This is a genomic window from Paraburkholderia tuberum STM678 (assembly GCF_902833905.1).
GTDB classification, from domain to species: Bacteria; Pseudomonadota; Gammaproteobacteria; order Burkholderiales; family Burkholderiaceae; genus Paraburkholderia; species Paraburkholderia tuberum.
Window position 1 is genome coordinate 1 of sequence record NZ_CADFGP010000091.1, and the last position, 19,102, is coordinate 19,102.

Below are 19,102 nucleotides of genomic sequence, written 5' to 3' on the forward strand. Positions count from 1 at the left end.
CTTATCCCGACATCGGGATAAGTTCCATTACGCCGATGTCCGGATTATGCCGAAGTTCGGCTGCGATACCCGGCTGCTGGTGGGGAACGCACCTTGGGTATCGGCATAATCCGGTTCAGTAGAGCGATGCTTACTTCTCCACATCTGCGGGAAGGAGGCACACCATGTCACATCCATCGCGGGTCCGTGTTACCGGACCGCTCGCTTCATTCAAGGACGGCTTTGCTGCCGCGCTGCGCGAACAAGGGTACCGACCCAACTCCGCGGCAAATCAACTTCAACTCCTTGGGCATCTGAGCCGCTGGCTTGCTTCCCGGCGACTTGATGCAATGATGCTCACCGCCCCGATTCTCGGGGAGTTCCTCGACGCACGACGCGCGCAAGGCTACACGTTGTGGCTCTCAACCAAGGCACTGGTGCCGCTGATCAGCTACCTTGGAAGCATTGGGATCCAGGTCGCAAGCACTCCAGCGGCCCTGAGTCCCAGCGAACTGCTACTCTCGCGCTACCACCGGTATCTGCTCGATGTGCGCGGGCTTGTCGCTACCAGCGCTCGCGGGTATGTCGACATGGTGCGTCCGTTTGTCGAGGCGAGAGTCGTCGATAGCGATCTCAATTGGAAGACCCTGCAGGCGAAGCACGTGATCGACTTCGTGCTCGCCACCCGCGACGGACGACCCACCGGATCAGCGAAGCTCACGGGAGCGGCGCTGCGCTCATTATTGACCTACTTGCACATCGAAGGTTTCATCGCACAACCGCTTGCGATGGCAGTTCCCTCAGTTGCTGGCTGGCGTCTCGCAGGATTGCCACGCGCACTGGAGGCCGGCGATGTGCAACGTTTTCTGGCAGCCTGCGATCGGCGCACCCACAGTGGTCGCCGCGACTTCGCGATGCTGACTTTGCTCGCGCGTCTGGGCTTGCGTGCGGGCGAGGTGGCGAGGCTTGATCTGGCCGACATTGACTGGCGTGCTGGTGAACTTGTTGTAAGAGGCAAAGGCCAGCGTGTCGAGCGTCTGCCTTTGCCGGCGGACGTAGGTGACGCATTGGCGGCATACCTCCAACATGGCCGTCCCAATACCGCTCAATGCCGTACCGTGTTCCTGCGCATTCGGGCTCCGCACAAAGCGCTCTCGTCCACCGGAGTCACAGACGCGGTGGCCGCCGCAGCTTCACGCGCGGGCCTTGATCGCGTGCGCGCTCATCGACTGCGTCACACGCTTGCAAGCCAGATGGTGTGCTCCGGCGTTGCGCTTCCTGCGGTCTCTCAAGTACTGCGCCACCGTCGTCTTCTGACCACGGCAATCTACGCAAAGGTTGACAGGCAGGGATTGCGCCTGGTCGCCCGTGCGTGGCCAGGGAGTGCGACATGAGCGAACTACGTGGTGCCTTGACCGAGTATCTGAGCCTGCGACGCTCGCTGGGTTTCAAGTTGCGGCGGCAGGAGAAGCTGCTGTATCAATTCATTGATTTTTTCGCGTCCATAGGCGCACCGACAATCACCGTACAACATGCCTTGACGTGGGCATGCCAGCCTATGAACGTCGGCAACAATTGGTGGTCCTATCGTCTGTCTGCCGTTCGGGGTTTCACCAACTATCTGCACGCCGTCGATCACGCAGTCGAGGTGCCACCATCGGACTTGTTGCCATGGCGATCACATCGGGCAAGTCCATATCTGTATAGCGACGAAGAGATCATGGCGCTGATTAAGGCGGCCGGCACGCTCAGTTCTCCGCTTCGAGTGACGACTTACCAGACCTTGATCGGTTTGCTCGCTGTCACCGGAATGCGAGTCGGCGAGGCAATCAACCTGAATCGGCAGGACTTCGATGCGCGCAACGGAACCCTGATTGTCCGCGATTCGAAGTTTGGTAAAACGCGGGAACTTCCGTTGCATCCAACGACGACGGCGTTATTGAAACGGTATCTTGCCAGCCGCAACCGCGGCCCCTACGCCGGGCGAGCCGCAGCGCTATTCATTTCCCCCACGGGCGGCCGGCTCCTGTACTGCAATATTCAATGGACCTTCCACCGATTGGTCCGTCTGGCAGGCATCGTGCCGCGCACCAGCCATTGTCGCCCTCGTATCCATGACCTTCGACACGCCTTCGCGGTGAGGACGCTGCTTGACGCCTATCGAGATGGTTCCGACACGCAGCAGCGTCTAACGCTGCTTTCAACCTATCTTGGCCATGCCAATCCGGCGACGACTTACTGGTATCTGTCAGCAGCTCCAGAACTGCTCATTAAGGCGGCCGAGCGTCTGGAGTATCCGCGGGGAGAACAAGCATGAGCGCGATGGCCATCACCCTGCAAGCGTTCTTCACTGACCGTCTCCTGCGAGAGCGTCATGCGAGCCCGTGCACGATTACCGCGTATCGCGATACATGGCGATTGTTGCTTCGCTTCGCCGCGAAGCGAACCAGCAAATCGCCATCCGCACTCGACTTTCCGGACTTCGACGTCCCGCTGGTCTGTGCCTTCCTGGACCATCTAGAACAGGATCGGAATAACAGCGTACGTACTCGTAACGCCCGGCTCGCCGCTATCCATTCGCTGTTCCGTTACGCGGCAGTGCGGCACCCTGAAGCCGCAGCCACCATCGCTCGCGTGCTGGCGATACTACCGAAGCGCTTCGAGCACACGGTCGTCACCTTCCTCACCGAGCTCGAAGTGCAAACGCTTCTTGCTGCGCCAGATCCAACGTCGTGGTCAGGGCGGCGTGACTATGCGTTGTTACTGGTCGCGGTGCAAACCGGATTGCGGATCTCCGAGCTGATCGGTTTGCGGCAAAGCGACGTTCATCTCGGCGCTGGTGCGCATATCGCCTGTCACGGGAAGGGTCGAAAGGATCGCATCACGCCATTGACGGTCCCTGTCGTCAACGTGCTGCGCACGTGGCTCGCCGAGTGTGGCGTCAACCCGTCTGCGCAGCTGTTCCGATCACGCACCGGTAACCCACTCAGCCCAGACGCGATCGAGCGCCGCATTGCCCTTCATGCATCTACAGCGTCTGTCGCCTGTCCGACTTTAATAACGAAGAAAGTAACTGCGCATGTGTTGAGGCATACCGCCGCAATGAGGCTTCTGGAAGCGGGCGTCGATCCCACGGTGATCGCTCTATGGCTCGGCCACGAGCATGTCGACACCACCACGATCTATCTGCACGCGCATCTGGGGATCAAGGAGCAAGCTCTCGCCCGGGTTCGCATGCCCAACATCCGGCCCGGCCGGTATCGCCCCTCCGATACGCTTCTCGCCTTTCTGGAGTCGCTGTGATTATGTCGATACCCAAAGTGCGTTCCCCACCAGCAGCCGGGTATCGCAGCCGAACTTCGGCATAATCCGGACATCGGCGTAATGGAACTTATCCCGATGTCGGGATAAGTTCCACAAGATGGGCAACGTGCTCAACGCGCTGCCGAAGTCGCAACAGGGACGCGCGAAGGCAGACCTGCAGGCGATCTGGATGGCCGCTACGCGTGCGGACGCGTACGCTGCGTTCGATCGTTTCGTAACGGTCTACGCGGCGAAATATCCGAAGGCGACCGAAACTCTGAAGAAGGACCGTGAGAGCCTGCTGGCGTTTTACGACTTCCCGGCCGAGCACTGGCAGCATTTGCGCACCACGAATGCGATCGAGTCGACGTTCGCGACCGTGCGTCACCGCACTACGCGGACGCGCAACTGCGTGTCGCGACCAACCTTCCTCGGCCTGGCATTCAAGCTGATCGAGGAAGCCGAGAAAACCTGGCGCCGCATTAACGGCCCCGAACAGATCAAGCTGTTGCTGGAGGGTATTGCCTCCAGGGACGGCGAACCGGTGCAAGACGATCAACCGGGTCAGCAGAAACTCGCCGCTTGACGTCGCCGGCTATCAACGGCCCATACACCAGACTTGACGTTATCTCTCCTCGCTCTGCGCGTCGGCGATGTCATCCTGGGTTCGTCACCCTGTGTCCATATTCTTGGCAAGGGCCGCAAGGAGCGCACGGTACCTCTATGGCGTTCTACAGCAACGCTGATCAAACGATGGTTGCCGCGTATCCAGGATGTGGCGAGCCAGAGGCTCTTTCCAAACCGCTCGGGGAACGCGATGACTCGCTCGAACGTCGCTGACCGGATGAGAATCGCCGTAACGCGAGCGAAGGGCGAATGTCCGCAACTCGCCAAACGACGCATTTCTCCCCACCTGGTACGTCACGCGACTGCCATGCATCTACTTCAGTCAGGCGTTGACCTATCGGTCATCGCACTGTGGTTGGGACACGAAAGCCCGTCGACAACACACGGCTATATGGAAGCGGATTTGACAATGAAGGAGCGAGCACTGAACAGCATTCAACCGCCGCAGGTGAAGAACCGTCGATATCGACCGCCAGACCGCATTCTCCAGTTCCTGGAGTCGCTGTAATTATGCGCGGTTCGCCGGACCGAAAGTTTTCGGGGACCGGCTCGGCGACTCGCATCGCACTGTCCGGCAGCGGCAGGCTCCGCATAAGTTTCGACTGCGCATTATTGCGGCAATGCAAATATGTGCATTGCCGCAAGAACTTCCTGTTCGCCGGCTCCGACAGCGGAGGCGAGTGGGCAGCCGCGATGTACGGTCTGATCGGCACATGCAAGCTCAACGGGATCAACCCGCGCGCCTACCTCGAATACGTCCTGACCCATATCGCTGACCACCCCATTAACCGCATCGACGAACTGTTGCCCTGGAACGTGGCCACGAAGCTGCCTCGGCAGTCTGGCCCATCGGCGTCTGCTGACACGTAACCCGATTCCCGATCATGCCTCACGCGGGCGCCGCGTTGCGGACGGCCGTCGCGAGGTGCTTACCGTGAGGTAGCGTTCGTAACGAATCTTCCGGCGTCGAAACGAGTGAAACCATGCAACCGGTCGCTCGACCGGCCAGCGCGTTTTTCCCGACCACTGCCGTGGGGTGAGCCGATTTTTGCAAGCATCGGGTGATGCCACGCTCTCTCAAGCGTTGCCGATGAGGTTCGGAACTGTAGCCTCGGTCGCCCTGAACAATTTGCGGCCTATGCAGAGGACGCCCTCGCTCGCCTCTGACGTGCGGAATTACCTCATTCAGAGCATCAAGTCGGGTGATGTTGTGTCAGTTTGTTGCGTTCAGGATACCCACGAGCGGAATGCCTTGCGCCTCGACGATGGGGGGTGTTTGCTGCCGGGCTTGCGCCGGTCCGTGGGATTCGGGGCGTTTTCTTCCCGCCAGCATGGCGCGAATCGATGAACTGTCCCCAAACGCTCGCGACAAATCGATTTCGCCGCGACACGCCCCAAAAAAAGTTGATTTTCGCTTCAATCGCCCTTTACATCGAGGCACGCCAAATACTGTGCGTTTTTCAGCAAGGGCTTCTGTACAGCCCCACCGTGACTAAGTGAACGGGCGGCACGGGCACCGGTTTTCTGGACGATTCGTCCAGTTTGCCGGGCATCGAAATTAGGACTGGTCTTACGTTATTTTGAGCAATTCATTTTCAGTCACATTTCCTTGAGTCATCAAAAAAATAGAATGCAATCAAGGCGAAGGAAAGAAGTGGTTGCCCCGATACGCGGCAGAAAATCTGACTTGTTAGATGCTGGCGCGCTCCGGGCAGCGCAACTGAACCAACTGTCCCGTTTCTGGCGAGATCTGGCAAGGCAAATGCAGATACACGATCCCAGAATGATTCGCATAACTGATTGATCATCCTTTTAAATTCAAGCGAGAGTGACATCATGAACAAGTCATATAAAAGTGTATGGAATGAAGCATTGGGAACCTGGATTGCGGCATCCGAGCTTGCGTCCGCACGAGGTAAGGCGAGTCGGTCGGTGGTGCTCAAGGGTATTGCGGCGGTAGCGCTCATCGCGGCGGCACAGGCTGGTCACGCGAGTACTATCGGGGTGGGGACAGGCGGTGCGCCAGGAGGATCTGCTAGCTGTGACACCAATAATTCTGCTACGGTCGGCGTTGGACCTAACGGTATCAGCTACGGAGGTACGGCCCTGGTCGACGGTAACGGAAACTGGTCGACGGTGGCCGGCTGTGGGGCTAATGCCAACAATGTCACGGGTGCCACGGTGTACGGGGCCAATACGACCGTGACTGGTGACTATGGTACGGCTGTGGGTCTGGGCAGCATCGCCGGGAACCTGGCGACTGCCGTAGGCGTCCAGGCGCAGGCGTCCGGCACAAGCAGCAGTGCGCTTGGCTTCAACGCTGTTGCGGCAGGGAGCGACTCCGTTGCATTGGGCGTGAACGCCAGTGCAAGCGCAGATAACTCGGTGGCGCTGGGCGCGGGTTCGACCACGACAGCTGACCTGAGTGCCGCGGCCTATAACCCGGCAGGTTCGCGAGCGCTGGTAGGGGTGGCGAAGGGCGAAGTGTCGGTGGGTTCGGCAGGCAATCAACGTCGCGTGACGAACGTTGCCGCCGGTTCGGCGTCCACGGATGCGGTGAACGTCAGCCAGTTGAAAAACGAAGCGGGAAAATCGAACAACATTGGCACGAGTGCAGCGGCAGCGATAGGTGGTGGGGCAACCTATGATGCATTGACAGGCTCGATCAGCCAGCCGAACTATAGCGTCGGCGGCACGACGGTCAACAACGTGGGTGACGCGGTGAGCAACCTCGATGACCGGGTGACGGACAATACGAAGGACATCGCAAAGAACGCGACTAGCATTGCAGACGTCCAGAACCAGATCAGCAGCGGCTCGATCGGTCTGGTGCAGCAAGACGCGACCACGCGTGAAATCACGGTCGGCAGGAATACGGACGGCACGGTGATGAATGTGGCGGGCACAGCGGGCAACCGCACGGTAACGGGTGTGGCAGCGGGCGCGGTGAACGCCTCGAGCGTGGACGCGATCAACGGCGGCCAGTTGTATGCGAATGCGGGCAGCGTGTCCAAAGCGCTGGGTGGTGGTTCGACGGTGAACGCCGACGGCTCGATCAGCCAGCCGAACTATAGCGTCGGCGGCGTGACGGTCAACAACGTGGGTGACGCGGTGAGCAACCTCGATGACCGGGTGACGGACAACACGAAGGACATCGCAACGAACGCGACTGGCATTGCAGACGTCCAGAACCAGATCAGCAGCGGCTCGGTCGGTCTGGTGCAGCAGGACGCGACCACGCGTGAAATCACGGTCGGCAGGAATACGGACGGCACGGTGATGAATGTGGCGGGCACGGCGGGCAACCGCACGGTAACGGGTGTGGCAGCGGGCGCGGTGAACGCCTCGAGCGTGGACGCGATCAACGGCGGCCAGCTGTATGCGAATGCGGACAGCGTGTCCAAAGCGCTGGGCGGTGGTTCGATGGTGAACGCCGACGGCTCGATCAGCCAGCCGAACTATAGCGTTGGCGGCACGACGGTCCACAGCGTCGGTGAGGCGGTCAGCAACCTCGATGACCGGGTGACGGACAACACGAAGGAAATCACGAATCTCCAGGGCACGCTCGGCGATGTCGGGACCCAACTGTCGGGCGCGGTGCAGTACGACCGCAACGCAGATGGTTCGATGAACTTCGGTTCAGTCACGCTGGGCGGGAGCCTGAGCGCAGGGCCTGTAGTCCTGTCGAATGTGGCGAACGGTGTGAACCAGTACGACGCGGTGAACTACGGCCAGCTGTCGACGTTGCAGAACCAGGTGACGGATATCCGCGGCCAGGTTTCGAGCCTCAACGCCCAGATGTCGGACCTTCCGTCCTCAACGACCCTGGGCAGCAGCGATAGTGCCGTGGTCAATGCGGAAATGCCGGGTACAGGCGCGGCAAGCACGGCCGTCGGTGCAGGTGGGGTGGCCTCTGGCAACCTCGCCACGGCGATCGGCGCGAACGCCAATGCAGCAGGGGATAACGCCCTCGCAGTCGGCGCCAACGCAGCGGCGACGGGCGCGAACTCGACGGCCATCGGTACGGGTTCACAGGCAACCCACAGCAACTCGGTTGCGCTGGGCCAGGGTTCGGTGACTGACCGCGACGACTCGGTGTCGGTCGGTTCGGCCACCCAGCCGCGTCAGATCACCCATGTCGCAGCGGGTACGGCGGATACGGATGCGGTCAACGTGGGCCAGATGAACAGTTCGGTGGCGCAAGGCGTGCAGCAGGCGAACAGCTACACCGACCAGCGCTTCAGCCAGACCAACCAGGCGATCAACGACGTAGCCAAAAACGCCTACGCCGGTATCGCTGCGGCGATGGCCATGCCGAACATGACGCCGTCCGGCCCGGGACGCACGATTGTCGCGGCCGGTGGGGCGACCTACAAGGGCGGCAGTGCTGCGGCAGTGGGAGCAACGTACCGCTCCAGAAACAACAAGTGGCTCGTCAACTCCGCTGTGTCGGTTGCTTCGACGGGTGACGTTGGTGTGCGTGCCCAGGTGGGCTACGAGTTCTGATCAGGAGTCACGAAACGCGAATCAGGAAGCACGGAGTTGTAGACGGGTGATGTTGCACGGTCTTGCCGGTTAAGGCGGACCGTGCTTCTTTTTACGTTGCCGGTTTCGGTAGGGGGCGGGCGGTAATCAGCGAGTCGCGTGCCGGGCTCGCGAAGCTGGCAGTTCTTCGAGCCCAACAAACGTCAAACTTCAAGTGGATCAAGTCAGGATAGTGGCACTCAACTGGCTATCGAAAGCATCAATCATGTCCTGCGCCGTTCCGACACCCTCCTTCGATATCGCGACTTCCATTTGAGCGCACTGCTCTGCAAGCGTGCGGTATCCAAACACATTTAGCGCGCCCCGCAACGAATGCAACTCGGCGAGTATCCGGGCCGCGTCGCCGGCATCGTACGCGGCATGGATCGCCGCCAGCGCCTCTTCGCACGATTTCAGGAACGTAGCCCGCACGTGGGCTGGCATTGCACGGCCGCCCAGCATCCCATCACGTTTCCTTTCCCGTTCCTGTTCCTCCGCCTGCACCGCCACACCCGGCACGCCGGTCACCTCCGACAGCGTTGCCGACAGCTCGTCCAGCTGCAGCGGCTTGGCCACTACCCGCATTACCCCGGCCGCCTCGCAACGCGCTCGCTCCTCCTGCGACACGCTCGCCGTCGCCACCACGATCGGCATTTCTGGCCAGCGTGCCTGTGCCTCTCGCACGAGCCCATAACCGTCCAGCACCGGCATCGCCAGATCGGTCACCAGCACATCGAAGCGCTCCCGTGAGAGACGTTCCAGCGCCTGCAGCCCGTCTTCCGCCACCTGCGGCTCACACCCGAGCATCTTCAACTGCTCGCTGAACAGTTCCCGGTTCACCGCGTTGTCTTCCGCCACCAGCACCTTCAGCCGGCGCGACAATCCCCGCTGTGTCTCTTTGCCCGCCTCCAGCGGCATGCCCTGCAAGGTATGGCGTAGCGCCGCCGCCAGCCCTTTCAGACCATAGCTTGAGACCTTCACCGCCCGTCCCGTCGCTACGGGATACGCCGGTCCTTCCGCGCTGCAGTCAATCATCCAGGACGACGCTTCCAGCAGACGACGGACGTCGTCCGCATGCCAGGTGTCGTGCTCGCCGCAGACAATCAGGGTATCCGCCTCCTCCAGCGTCTCCAGATCGAGTTGCGCAGGATGACGATACGCCTGTACCTTCAGCCCCCAGGCCTCCAGTGCCGGCACCGCATACGCGTGCCACGTGTCCGCCGCCGCGACGAACAGCACCTGCTCGCCCTCGAAGTGCGGCATATCCAGCCCAGGCTCGCCGTGACAGTCGCCCAGCGGCACCCGCACCGTAAAGAGGCTGCCCTCGCCGGGCACGCTGTGCACTGCGATCGTCCCTCCCATCGCATCCGTCAGCCGCGCGCATAAGGCCAGCCCCAGACCGGTGCCACCGAAGCGACGCTTGATCGTCGTATCCGCCTGGCTGAACGCGCGGAACAGCATCGCCTGCTGCTCCGGCGATATCCCGATCCCGCTGTCTTCAACTTCGATCACAAGCTCTGGCTGATCATCACTGCCCGCTTCCGCCGACAGTCTCAATGTCACCTCTCCGTGCCCGGAAAACTTGATGGCGTTCGACAGCAAATTGTTCATCACCTGGCCAAGCCTCGTCGGATCGCCCTGCATCGGTTGAGTGGTCGATGTGCCAAATTCGCCCGACAACCTCACGCCCTTCGCCCGCGCCACCGGCCCGAACATCGTCAGAGCCCGCGAGGCCACCTCCTGCGCGTCGAACACGATCCGCTCGAGCGTCATCTCACCGGCCTCGATCTTCGAGAAATCCAGCACGTCGCTCACGATTGCAAGCAGTCCGTCCGATGAACCCCGGATCGTTTTCAGCCGGTCACGCTGCAGCGCATCGAGCTGCGAGTGCGACAGCAGCTCGAGATTCCCCAGGATCGCGTTGAGCGGTGTGCGGATCTCATGGCTCATCGCCGCCAGGAAAGCGGATTTCGCGGCATTGGCCGAGTCCGCCGCCTGCTTTGCTTCACGCAGTTGCCGATTGAGGCGCTTTTCCACCGTCACGTCCGTGAACGCCGTCACCAGCACGTCCTCGCCCTGGTAGCGCGCCGGCACGACACTCACCGAGAGATCCATCGTCCCACCCTCGCGTGTCGGCAGCGACCACGCCTCTTGCGCCATGCCGTTTGTACCGGTTACACCGCTTACATCTGCGCGTTGCCGGTGACGGTGAACCAGTTCTGCCGAAAGTGTCCGTGCCGCCGGCAGGACCACCCGCGCCGCGGCCTCGATCATCGTCGGACTGCGCAACAACGGCTTACCGCTCTCCACGGCAATCAGCCCCAGCCCTACCGGTGCCGTCTCGATCAGCGCGCGGCTCAGGTGCTCGCTCTCGAACACGCGTCGAGAGCGCTCAAGAACAGGCAGGAACACGCGCCGGTTGAACAGTAGAATCAGCGACCACACCACGAGGAGGATCACTCCAGTCGTCGCGGCCGACGTTCCAATCTGACCAGTCAGTGCCCGGGCAATCGAGCGCCACGACTGCACAAACACGAGCGTTGCACCAGTCTCGCCGATTGGCCAGCCGAACAGCATGTGGCCGTCACGAAAGATCCTGCCTGTCGGCTCGACAATTCCTGCGATACCTAAAGCACGCGCGGTATCCGACGCCTTCGGGTCGACCGGTTGACGCGAAAATGAAGTGATAACCTGTCCATTGCGCGCGAAGAGCATAAGAGAGCCGTCAAGCCCACTCTCCCCTAGAGCGGCAGTGATAATGGTGACCGGTAACTCGTAAACAGCGACGGCGAACGGCTTGCGCTCCTTGTCAAACAGGGTCGCTGCAACTCGAACTGATCGCCTGCCGCTTAACGGACTATCGTAGGGAGGGAGCCACCGAAATGCACGCCCCCCGGTGCGGGGATCGAGCAAGGGCACGTCTCGCGGAACAAGGAGATTGCCGCCAGGTCCCGCGAGTGCAGAAAAAAAAGCAGCACGATCGGCAAGCAAGGTCGCCATCCGGGCATCGCCAGGCGATGGCACCAGGATGAGCAGTGGACGGTCAGGCCTGTACAACCAGAATGTCAACAGGCCTCCGTTCCGTTCGGAAGCTGCCGTCGCCGCCTGACTTATCTGTTTAGCAAGCCGAATGTACCGGGTTGCCAACAAATCGGGAGGCGTTGCAGACGAGGCACCCACCACGAGCACCGGCAGATGATCTGGGGCCTGCTGAAGACGAAGCATCTGGCCATTGCCTGTGAACTGTTCGATAAGGCGTGGCTCGGCCTGTTCGCCGGCCCTCCAGGCGACCTCGATGAGCCGTACGCCGTTTTGCATAAGCACGACGTTGCGCGAGTTAAGGTCGGTGAGCCGGTTCACGCCGGACATCAGTTCTTGATGCTCGAGCGCAACGTAGGTACGTACAGTGGCCACCGTGTTCAGGACGAACGCAACCAGCACCACCGCCGTTACCACTGCCCCGCCGCCGAACATCAACAAATGCTGATAGCGGCGAAAGCGGTCCAATACATTGCGTTGTGCGTATTGAGTCATAGGTGCCAGCGGAGTTTACGCTTTCGCCGGGTGCCCCCTCGAAGGAAGGTTCACATGGCAGGTAACAACCTGATTATCCACCGTGCGGCGCAACAGCGAAACGCTTCTTTACACGCGTGCTGACGGCCTGTCCCGAAGCACCGAAGAAAATCGTTACCGAGCTGTTACGCATTTAGCTGACCGCGAAAGCAGAACTCGCCGCGCTGGCGAGCGTGAAGCACATCAACTGCTGCGCTGTTCGCTTTATCGCCAATAGTTCGCCGCGCAATGCGTGGCGTTTTTCATGGGCGTCGCCCAAGTTCCGTCCGTTAAGCTTTGAATGGTGGCATCGCCTGCCAATCTTCCGCCGCGTGAACGCTAATGTGACAACGCCGTTCTTTGCCCCGGTCGGGACTGCGATTGCCCCACAGCCCTTACCCAGCAGGGCGCCGACGCCGAGACCGGATTGACGAACTCTGCTACACCTCTCGGCGAGGTCAATCCTTCAGCGTGAGCGACAATACCCTCACGACCAGTTCCTGATAGCTGATACCAACCGCGCGAGCAGCCTTCGGCAACAGCGAGTGATCGGTCATTCCTGGTGATGTGTTCACTTCGAGGAAGTACGGCTTGCCCTCGCCATCCATCATGAAGTCGACACGCCCCCAGTCCCAGCAACCGAGCACGTCAAACGCGCGGCGCGCGAGTTGCTTCAGGCGCATCTCTTCCTGGGATGCCAGTCCGCATGGAATCAGGTACTGCGTCGAATCGTGAACGTACTTCGCGTCATAGTCGTAGAACTCGCCCGCTGGCACAATTTGGATGACCGGCAGATCGAGGTCGCCCGCAATGCACGCAGTGTATTCACCGCCGCCTTCGATACTCTTCTCGACCAGCACGATAGCGTCGAACTTTGCTGCTTCCGCGATCGCTGAGGGTAGCGCCTCGGCCGCTTTTACCTTGATCACGGCGACGCTTGAGCCTTCGCTCGCCGCCTTCACAAATAGCGGCACCCCGAGTTGCGCGACGATCTCCTGCGCACGCGCATCGTAATCGTCGCCGCGCATCACGGCCTCGAACGGCGGCGTCGGAATACCCAGTTGCTGCCACACAAGTTTCGCGCGGAACTTGTCCAGCCCGAGCGCCGAACCAAGCACGCCGCTGCCCGTATATCGGATCCCATAGAAATCGAGCGCGCCCTGAATCTGTCCATTTTCGCCGTAGCCGCCGTGCAGCAGGTTGAACGCGCGCACAAAGCCCTCGTCCTTTAACGCTGACAACGGCCGCGTGGATGGATCGAAGGGGTGTGCGTCGACGCCTGCATCGCGCAGTCTCTGCAACACGAGACGACCAGAATTGAGCGACACGTCACGCTCGGCGGACACTCCACCAAACAACACTGCCACCTTGCCGAATCGCTTCGGATCGATACTGTCCATCGAGCTCCCTATTTATGCGCAAGGCACCTTTATCTTCTCGTCCGCTCATCGAGACTTTGACCAGCGAGGCCGGTATCTGGGGGTGCCCCTAACGCGCGACGAAAGACATAGCCCCCTGCTCAAACCCACGACCATCGTTTCGCGATCATCCCATCGCAAGCAACTTCGGCACGAGCCCGGTTTCGAAGCGTCATACAGCCAAATCGGAACGGAAATTGAGGCGGCAACTTTCAACCACAAATCTCACTGTCGAAGCCAGGGACGCAGCGAATAACAGGCAACCAGCCGTGAACAAGTTTAGGAAAAATACCGTCAGGTGTCCATCGACAGTGGATGCTGTTCCGGGCTAACGTAACGACGGAAACAACTACCCAAACGAAAGCGCGCGGTCTGTCCGATCGGCTGCCGCAGGCTGACGGCGACAATGACACAACGAGCTTTCGGACCACTACGAATCGGCTGCATGGGTCGCTTGACGGCATCAACGTCAGCCCCCACGCCCGGCCCGATTTGCTGACCAATGCTCCTCACCATGACAACGCCAGTCAGTGCTCCCTGGAGGTCGCACCTTTTCGTGGCTTACTTAACCTGCGACAGGTCAAGTTCTGCAAGCGCCATGTGGATTTCCTTCGCTGATTTCCCTTGAGCCAAAAGCGTTGCAGCGCGTTTCGCGTGTCCGGCGAGCAGGTGATGCTGCGGCCCGGGAGCATTGGCGTAGATGTGATGCGGCTTGAGGCCGGCGGCACGCAGACGGCGGACATAATACAGCTGGCTGTAAAAGGGAACCACACGATCCTCCGGATCAGAAATCACATAGATTTCCGGTCGTGGATCCTGGCGAATGCGCCCGATTTCGTCCACAGGATCGTAATAGCTCCGGGCATCGTAAAGCAGTCGACCGGGGATTTCCCGCTTGTATTCCCAGTACGCCGCGACCTGTTTGGCGGAAACAAAGGCAGAAGAAACCACCGATGCCGCGACGTCTCCGCGTCTGTTCAGGAGCGCAGCGGCGATCTGGCCTCCCGCGGAATGTCCGGTCAGAATGAATGATGCAATGTTGTAACGCTCCTTGAGCATGTCCAGTGCGCGGTCCATCAGTTCGATCTCGCGATGCGTGCGGCGCATGTTATGGTCGCCAGAGGAGCCATAGATACCCGGCCGGGCAAGATAGAGCGTGGGACGGCCGGAATCAGCGGACCATTTAGCCATATCTTTCCCAATCTCCATGGGCGAAACAGACAGGTAGGATTGTGTAACGTACCTGACTCCCTTCGTCGTTCTCAGCATGACATCCCCGCTGAAATAAACCAGCACAGTGGGGCTTTCGCTGCCGGACAATCCATGCGCGTAGTATCGAATGCAATCTCCCTTGCCGTTGACTTCGACCCACAGGCTATCGGGCACTCGCGCGCAGTGTTCCGGTGAACTGAATGAACCGTTCAGGGCTTGTGCGGCATCGAATGGCTCGCTTCCCACAGGGATATTAAGCTCCCCAGGCCGTGGAGTCTCAAACGGCCCCAGTGTGGGTCGGTCCGCCAGACTGGGCTCGGTAACGCCAAAAACGCCAAAGACAACGAACAGGAAGCGCCGGAGTCTCCAGCGCAGAAGGTGCGATAAACGCCGACCATGTCGGCCAAACCATTTCATAAATAAGGTTCCGTGAGGTTATGCAGAAAAGACAGAAATGATCAACGATGGCCATGCGCGCGGGCAACGAACTTGCATGCACCAGACGCAGGCGAGCACCTTGGGTAGTACGGCTGATTTGGCATTCGGGTCCCGTGCTGCGCGCAGACTACCCCGCGCGGCTTACCGTCATCGGGGGTGAGCGCTGGAAGCTTTCGGGTCGTTCAGGCACGCCTGAAGACCCATTGCTCGCAGGGCCAGAGGTCAATGCTACTTTTGCGCGCCAGCCCTCAGCCACGCTACGACCTCATGGAGACGCGTACTGTTCGAGCCCTTGAGCAGCACTACGTCCTTGTCGACAAGCTCTTCTTGAAGTGCAAGCTTCAATTCGTCAAGCGAATTCGTGTAGCGCCCACGGCGTGCAGCCGGCAACCGTTCCCAGAAGTCGGTATAGAGCTTGCCCATGACATAGACGCGATCGATCCCGCAACGCTCGACCACTGCAGCCAGGTCGGTATGAAGCAGCGACGCCTGGGGACCGAGCTCCGCCATCTCGCCCAGCACAGCGACTCGTCTGGCTGCATTCTTCATGTCCCGCAAATGTTCCAGAGCGGCCTGCATCGAGCCGGGATTGGCATTGTAGGCATGGTCGACAATGGTCACGTGCCGTCCGTCGAGCGTCAGCTCAAACTCCTCGCCGCGGCCGGACAGGGCAGCAAAGCGTGCGATCCGTTCGAGCGCAGGTTCGAACGGATAGTTGAGCGCCGAGACAGCGGCAAGTACTGCCAAGCTGTTCAACGCCATGTGCAAGCCTGCGGCCCCGATCGGATAGGTGATATCGCGCCCTCTAATACGCGCATCGACCCGCTGCCCCGACGCGTCATGATCCACGAGTTGAAACTCGCTCTCGGCAGTCGTGCCGTAAGTAAAGATTTTCAGATCCCGTTCGATGGCCGCCTGGTAGACGGTATCCCATTCCAGCATGTCACGATTGAGCACCACGACACTTCCCGCAGACATGCCAAGAAAAAGCATGCTTTTGGTCCGGGCAATATCAGTGATTGTGCTGTTTTTCCCGAGGTGAGCAGGCTGGATGTTAGTGAAAATGCCGACGTCCGGGCGGGCAATGGCCGCGCTCTGTCTCATTTTTCCCACGGCAACTTCCAGGACGACATGAGGGGTGTCCCACTTGATTGACGCAAGATTCCAGCTCACACCTTGGGGAAGGTTTGCGTTGAACGCGCTCGCCGCTGTCGGACCGTAAGCATTGAGGGCGTCAGCCAGCATGGCCACGAGTGTGGTCTTGCCAGCGCTTCCGGTCACCGCCAGGACAGTGCCGCTCATCTGGCTGCGTGCATAGGCTCCCATCGCAAGAATTGCCGTGGCCGTATCTGCGACATGCAGGACCGGCAAATCGGCAAGTTGAGCCTGCACATCAGAATGGCTCGAGATAACACCCGCCGGGCGGGGCTGCATCTGTCGAATGACAGGAACAGGGATCCCCCGGCTTACCTCACCGGTTCGGGCAACCACGACGTTTCCAGGCTGCATGGCAGGCGCGTAAATGCAAAGGCCGCTCGCCGTCCACCCCAATGGCGGCTGCTTGAGCCACGTCCCCTGCGTGGCCGCCTCGATCAGGGAGGCGTTCCATTCCCGCGCCAGCGTTGAGGATACTGAATGCCGCTGCGACTCCAGATAGTTCAGATAGGCGACAAAACCCGATAGATAGTGCTCGACATCGTCAATGCGGACCCGGAAGGCATGGTGGCGAATGAAGAAGCTGCCGGTGATCCTGCCCGGATTGGCAAAGTACATGGCAAGTTCCGGCCAGAAATGGCCATCTAACAGGCGCTGCGCCCGCGCATGCAGTGCATGGAAGAACTTATCCAGATCGACCTCGGCAAGCAGGTGCTCCAGGCCGGGCTGCTGCTGCATGCGGCTAATCATCTGCTCGGCAGCCGTCATCAATTCAAGCAGGGTTGGAAACGTCGTCACCCTTTCAGCCACGAAATCAAGATAGGTGGCGAAGTTCTGGATTCCAAATTTGTAATACGCTTCCAGTGGCCTGTGACGGGTCAGTTCGTTCACACAATAACTGAGCCAGTGGTCATGCGCCTTCCAGTGTTTTGCCTCGATGAAATGGCCGAACGCCTTTTCTACTGCTGCGAGCCACCTCGCATCGCCAGTCAGACCATAGAGGCGCATCAGGCCGAAGGCCGCTTCGCCATCGTAATAGATGATCCGGAATGCCTGCTTAACCGACAGATCTGGATAGTTCAGCACATGGCTAAATTTGCCGGTGTCCGCATCCTGCATGAAGAGGATGCCTGTTGCGAGCTGTTCTAGCAGAGTCAGATATTCGTCTGAGCCGGTCAGCTGGCTGTATTTGACCAGCGCCAGAAGGCACACGCCGTTGCCACCCAGTTTGACTTCGCCCTGCCGGTCAACCAGAAACGCCGCGTGGGCACCGGACGGCAATTCCGCCGGCATGATGAGTTCATTGACGAGATAATGCAGCGCTGCGTCGATTGCTGTCTTGAGGTCGTTGTCCTTGGTCACTTCCCAGGCTTCGAGCATCGCATAGATCGAACTTGCATGACGCAGGGTGTTGTAAGTGCCGATTTCGCGATCGAAACAGGGATGCCAGCCATAGTGGAAGCGCCCGTCAGGCTGTACCTGGCCGGCCAGATAACGGCTGCCGGATGCGACGAGCGCCCTGACGTCTGCCGGCCGGAGATGTTCGATGATGCGGCGGCCCGCGTTCAGACCCGTCCCGTGCAGAAGGTGTACCTCCGGCGCTTGCAGGCTTGCGAACGCCCCGCGGGTCGAGAACACATTAACGTTTTGCTGATCCTCGAAATTCACGCTGGCAAGCTGGTGCCGAATGGCGGCATACCGTTCGAAGTTTTTTGTGTTCACAACCGCATGCGTCTGTGCCGGGCCGCCATACAGCATGGCATTGCCATTCAGTTCGGTCTCCAGAAAGGCATGCCTGAAATTACTGTCCAGCGACAGGCCGCAACGAAAATAACTGCGCCGGGTCTGTTCGAGGCGGCCCCGCAGTGCCTCCCAGGTCATGCCTTCAACGCTGGTAACCCAGTCCACCCGAAGCCACTGGACGACCAGTCCAGCCGCGCCGGCAGCCTGCGTCACCTGCTCCATGCCTGCGTCCCAGGCCTCGGCAAATGTCGCCGCCGTTGCGGTCACGACGTCGGCCCGCCGCTGCCCGTCGCTCCATGAAAAGAACAGGACAAAGGGCGGCCAGGACGCCGCAAGGGGATTGACCTGCGGTTCAACGACGGAGCGCAATCGCGTGAACAATGCGGCGAAGCCTGTGGGGTCGGGATGCGCGTGCTCAGACGGGGTAGATGTCATGTGGTTTTACCCTTGGGTAGAGGCAGCCAGCACGCCTGCGGCCAGATACCTGGCGACGATGTCTCGTCTGGCCGCAGCCATTAAAATCTTACCGAACACGATTTCGCCCTTCAGTATATACATTTGTTGTTCGAGATTTTTGCAGGGGCACGATCCGCGTGGATCGCAAGACTCATGCTCTGCACTCCGGCAAATTCTCCAGCCGCCAGGATCTGCATTTCAGCATCGCGAACCCTGAATCAACTGCAACTAATCCGTTGCAGCCCGAAGATCTGACTGCACCTGACAGTGCCCTTCATTTTGAATGATTCGTGTCTATCGGCGTTGTTCCGGTAGCCGCGAGCGCTCGCTGCCACTGTTCGATTAACTCACGTTTGCTCGATCGGGACGCAAACACGAACTCATTGAGCTTCCCGTTAAAAAATACCTGATCCCTGTCGCGCAACTCTGCATAGGCGAGCAGCACATTGATTGCAGGAATCTCTGTTTGTCTGGTCATCGCGACACTCCCGTTCTCGGAAGGCCCTCACCGTTTGCCCGGGCATGCGGTGAAGGCCGGTAGGTACGCGACCTTCCCCGATTCAGGAAGATCGCGCCTCAGGACTCAACATCAGGGCTCAGCATCCCCCCATGCCTTTATCGGGCCGGGCCCGACAGACTCAGTTGCACCACCACCCGGCGGTTGGGCTCATTGCAGGCAATCTTCTGCTGCATCG

General features: G+C 60.1%; 12 protein-coding genes and 3 pseudogenes. 7 read left to right on the forward strand and 8 right to left on the reverse strand.

What is annotated here, in order from left to right:
• Positions 1 to 164 precede the first annotated feature (164 nt).
• From HWY30_RS37915 to HWY30_RS37940, 6 genes and pseudogenes are all read left to right on the forward strand, one after another.
• A complete protein-coding gene (locus HWY30_RS37915) occupies positions 165 to 1,373 on the forward strand; it encodes a tyrosine-type recombinase/integrase (protein WP_090809593.1) in 1,209 nt (402 codons plus the stop codon).
• On the forward strand, positions 1,370 to 2,296 hold the full coding sequence (locus HWY30_RS37920; RefSeq protein WP_090810493.1) for a tyrosine-type recombinase/integrase: 927 nt from the start codon (positions 1,370 to 1,372) through the stop codon (positions 2,294 to 2,296). The genes HWY30_RS37915 and HWY30_RS37920 overlap by 4 nt, the downstream gene beginning before the upstream one ends.
• Positions 2,293 to 3,282 (forward strand): tyrosine-type recombinase/integrase, encoded by a 990-nt coding sequence (locus tag HWY30_RS37925; protein ID WP_090809595.1) that lies wholly within the window; start codon positions 2,293 to 2,295, stop codon positions 3,280 to 3,282. Before HWY30_RS37920 ends, HWY30_RS37925 begins: the two co-directional genes overlap by 4 nt.
• Before the next feature lie 106 nt (positions 3,283 to 3,388).
• Positions 3,389 to 3,868, forward strand: a pseudogene (locus HWY30_RS37930) (transposase); the annotation flags it as partial.
• A gap of 33 nt (positions 3,869 to 3,901) precedes the next feature.
• The gene (locus tag HWY30_RS37935) at positions 3,902 to 4,417 is read left to right on the forward strand and encodes a tyrosine-type recombinase/integrase (protein ID WP_090809591.1); all 516 of its coding nucleotides are present in this window, start codon (positions 3,902 to 3,904) and stop codon (positions 4,415 to 4,417) included.
• A gap of 131 nt (positions 4,418 to 4,548) precedes the next feature.
• Positions 4,549 to 4,779: pseudogene (locus tag HWY30_RS37940) on the forward strand (transposase domain-containing protein); the annotation flags it as partial.
• A gap of 12 nt (positions 4,780 to 4,791) precedes the next feature.
• Here the strand turns inward: HWY30_RS37940 and HWY30_RS37945 are convergent.
• Both HWY30_RS37945 and HWY30_RS41215 read right to left on the reverse strand, forming a co-directional pair.
• Positions 4,792 to 5,296 (reverse strand): annotated as a pseudogene (locus HWY30_RS37945) (transposase); the annotation flags it as partial.
• 208 nt (positions 5,297 to 5,504) lie between these two features.
• Positions 5,505 to 5,747, reverse strand: coding sequence for a hypothetical protein (locus tag HWY30_RS41215; protein ID WP_208524363.1), 243 nt, complete (start codon positions 5,745 to 5,747; stop codon positions 5,505 to 5,507).
• On the opposite strand from HWY30_RS41215, the gene HWY30_RS37950 reads away from it, so the two are divergent.
• Positions 5,746 to 8,415, forward strand: a complete 2,670-nt coding sequence (locus HWY30_RS37950; protein ID WP_090809589.1) for an ESPR-type extended signal peptide-containing protein — start codon at positions 5,746 to 5,748, stop codon at positions 8,413 to 8,415. The genes HWY30_RS41215 and HWY30_RS37950 overlap by 2 nt on opposite strands.
• A 198-nt stretch (positions 8,416 to 8,613) precedes the next feature.
• Here HWY30_RS37950 and HWY30_RS37955 read toward each other — a convergent pair whose 3' ends face one another.
• The 6 genes from HWY30_RS37955 to HWY30_RS37975 form a co-directional block, all read right to left on the reverse strand.
• Positions 8,614 to 11,967: an ATP-binding protein gene (locus tag HWY30_RS37955; RefSeq protein ID WP_090809587.1), complete on the reverse strand. Its 3,354-nt coding sequence runs from the start codon at positions 11,965 to 11,967 to the stop codon at positions 8,614 to 8,616.
• A gap of 172 nt (positions 11,968 to 12,139) precedes the next feature.
• Positions 12,140 to 12,265, reverse strand: a complete 126-nt coding sequence (locus HWY30_RS42630; protein ID WP_279613331.1) for a hypothetical protein — start codon at positions 12,263 to 12,265, stop codon at positions 12,140 to 12,142.
• A gap of 178 nt (positions 12,266 to 12,443) precedes the next feature.
• Positions 12,444 to 13,385 (reverse strand): D-alanine--D-alanine ligase, encoded by a 942-nt coding sequence (locus tag HWY30_RS37960; RefSeq protein ID WP_090809585.1) that lies wholly within the window; start codon positions 13,383 to 13,385, stop codon positions 12,444 to 12,446.
• Between the two features lie 579 nt (positions 13,386 to 13,964).
• Positions 13,965 to 15,032 (reverse strand): alpha/beta hydrolase family protein, encoded by a 1,068-nt coding sequence (locus HWY30_RS37965; RefSeq protein ID WP_090809583.1) that lies wholly within the window; start codon positions 15,030 to 15,032, stop codon positions 13,965 to 13,967.
• Positions 15,033 to 15,281: 249 nt separating this feature from the next.
• On the reverse strand, positions 15,282 to 18,386 hold the full coding sequence (locus HWY30_RS37970; protein WP_090809581.1) for a UDP-N-acetylmuramoyl-tripeptide--D-alanyl-D-alanine ligase: 3,105 nt from the start codon (positions 18,384 to 18,386) through the stop codon (positions 15,282 to 15,284).
• 295 nt (positions 18,387 to 18,681) lie between these two features.
• Entirely contained in the window at positions 18,682 to 18,885 is a 204-nt protein-coding gene (locus HWY30_RS37975; RefSeq protein WP_143037275.1) for a hypothetical protein, read from the reverse strand.
• Positions 18,886 to 19,102: the final 217 nt, after the last annotated feature.

Coding starts and splice junctions, on each gene's coding strand:
- HWY30_RS37925 (WP_090809595.1), top strand. CDS start 2,293: ATGAGCGCGATGGCCATCACCCTGCAAGCGTTCTTCACTGACCGTCTC.
- HWY30_RS37965 (WP_090809583.1), bottom strand. CDS start 15,032: ATGAAATGGTTTGGCCGACATGGTCGGCGTTTATCGCACCTTCTGCGC.
- HWY30_RS37915 (WP_090809593.1), top strand. CDS start 165: ATGTCACATCCATCGCGGGTCCGTGTTACCGGACCGCTCGCTTCATTC.
- HWY30_RS37970 (WP_090809581.1), bottom strand. CDS start 18,386: ATGACATCTACCCCGTCTGAGCACGCGCATCCCGACCCCACAGGCTTC.
- HWY30_RS37960 (WP_090809585.1), bottom strand. CDS start 13,385: ATGGACAGTATCGATCCGAAGCGATTCGGCAAGGTGGCAGTGTTGTTT.
- HWY30_RS41215 (WP_208524363.1), bottom strand. CDS start 5,747: ATGATGTCACTCTCGCTTGAATTTAAAAGGATGATCAATCAGTTATGC.
- HWY30_RS37955 (WP_090809587.1), bottom strand. CDS start 11,967: ATGACTCAATACGCACAACGCAATGTATTGGACCGCTTTCGCCGCTAT.
- HWY30_RS37950 (WP_090809589.1), top strand. CDS start 5,746: ATGAACAAGTCATATAAAAGTGTATGGAATGAAGCATTGGGAACCTGG.
- HWY30_RS37920 (WP_090810493.1), top strand. CDS start 1,370: ATGAGCGAACTACGTGGTGCCTTGACCGAGTATCTGAGCCTGCGACGC.
- HWY30_RS37975 (WP_143037275.1), bottom strand. CDS start 18,885: ATGACCAGACAAACAGAGATTCCTGCAATCAATGTGCTGCTCGCCTAT.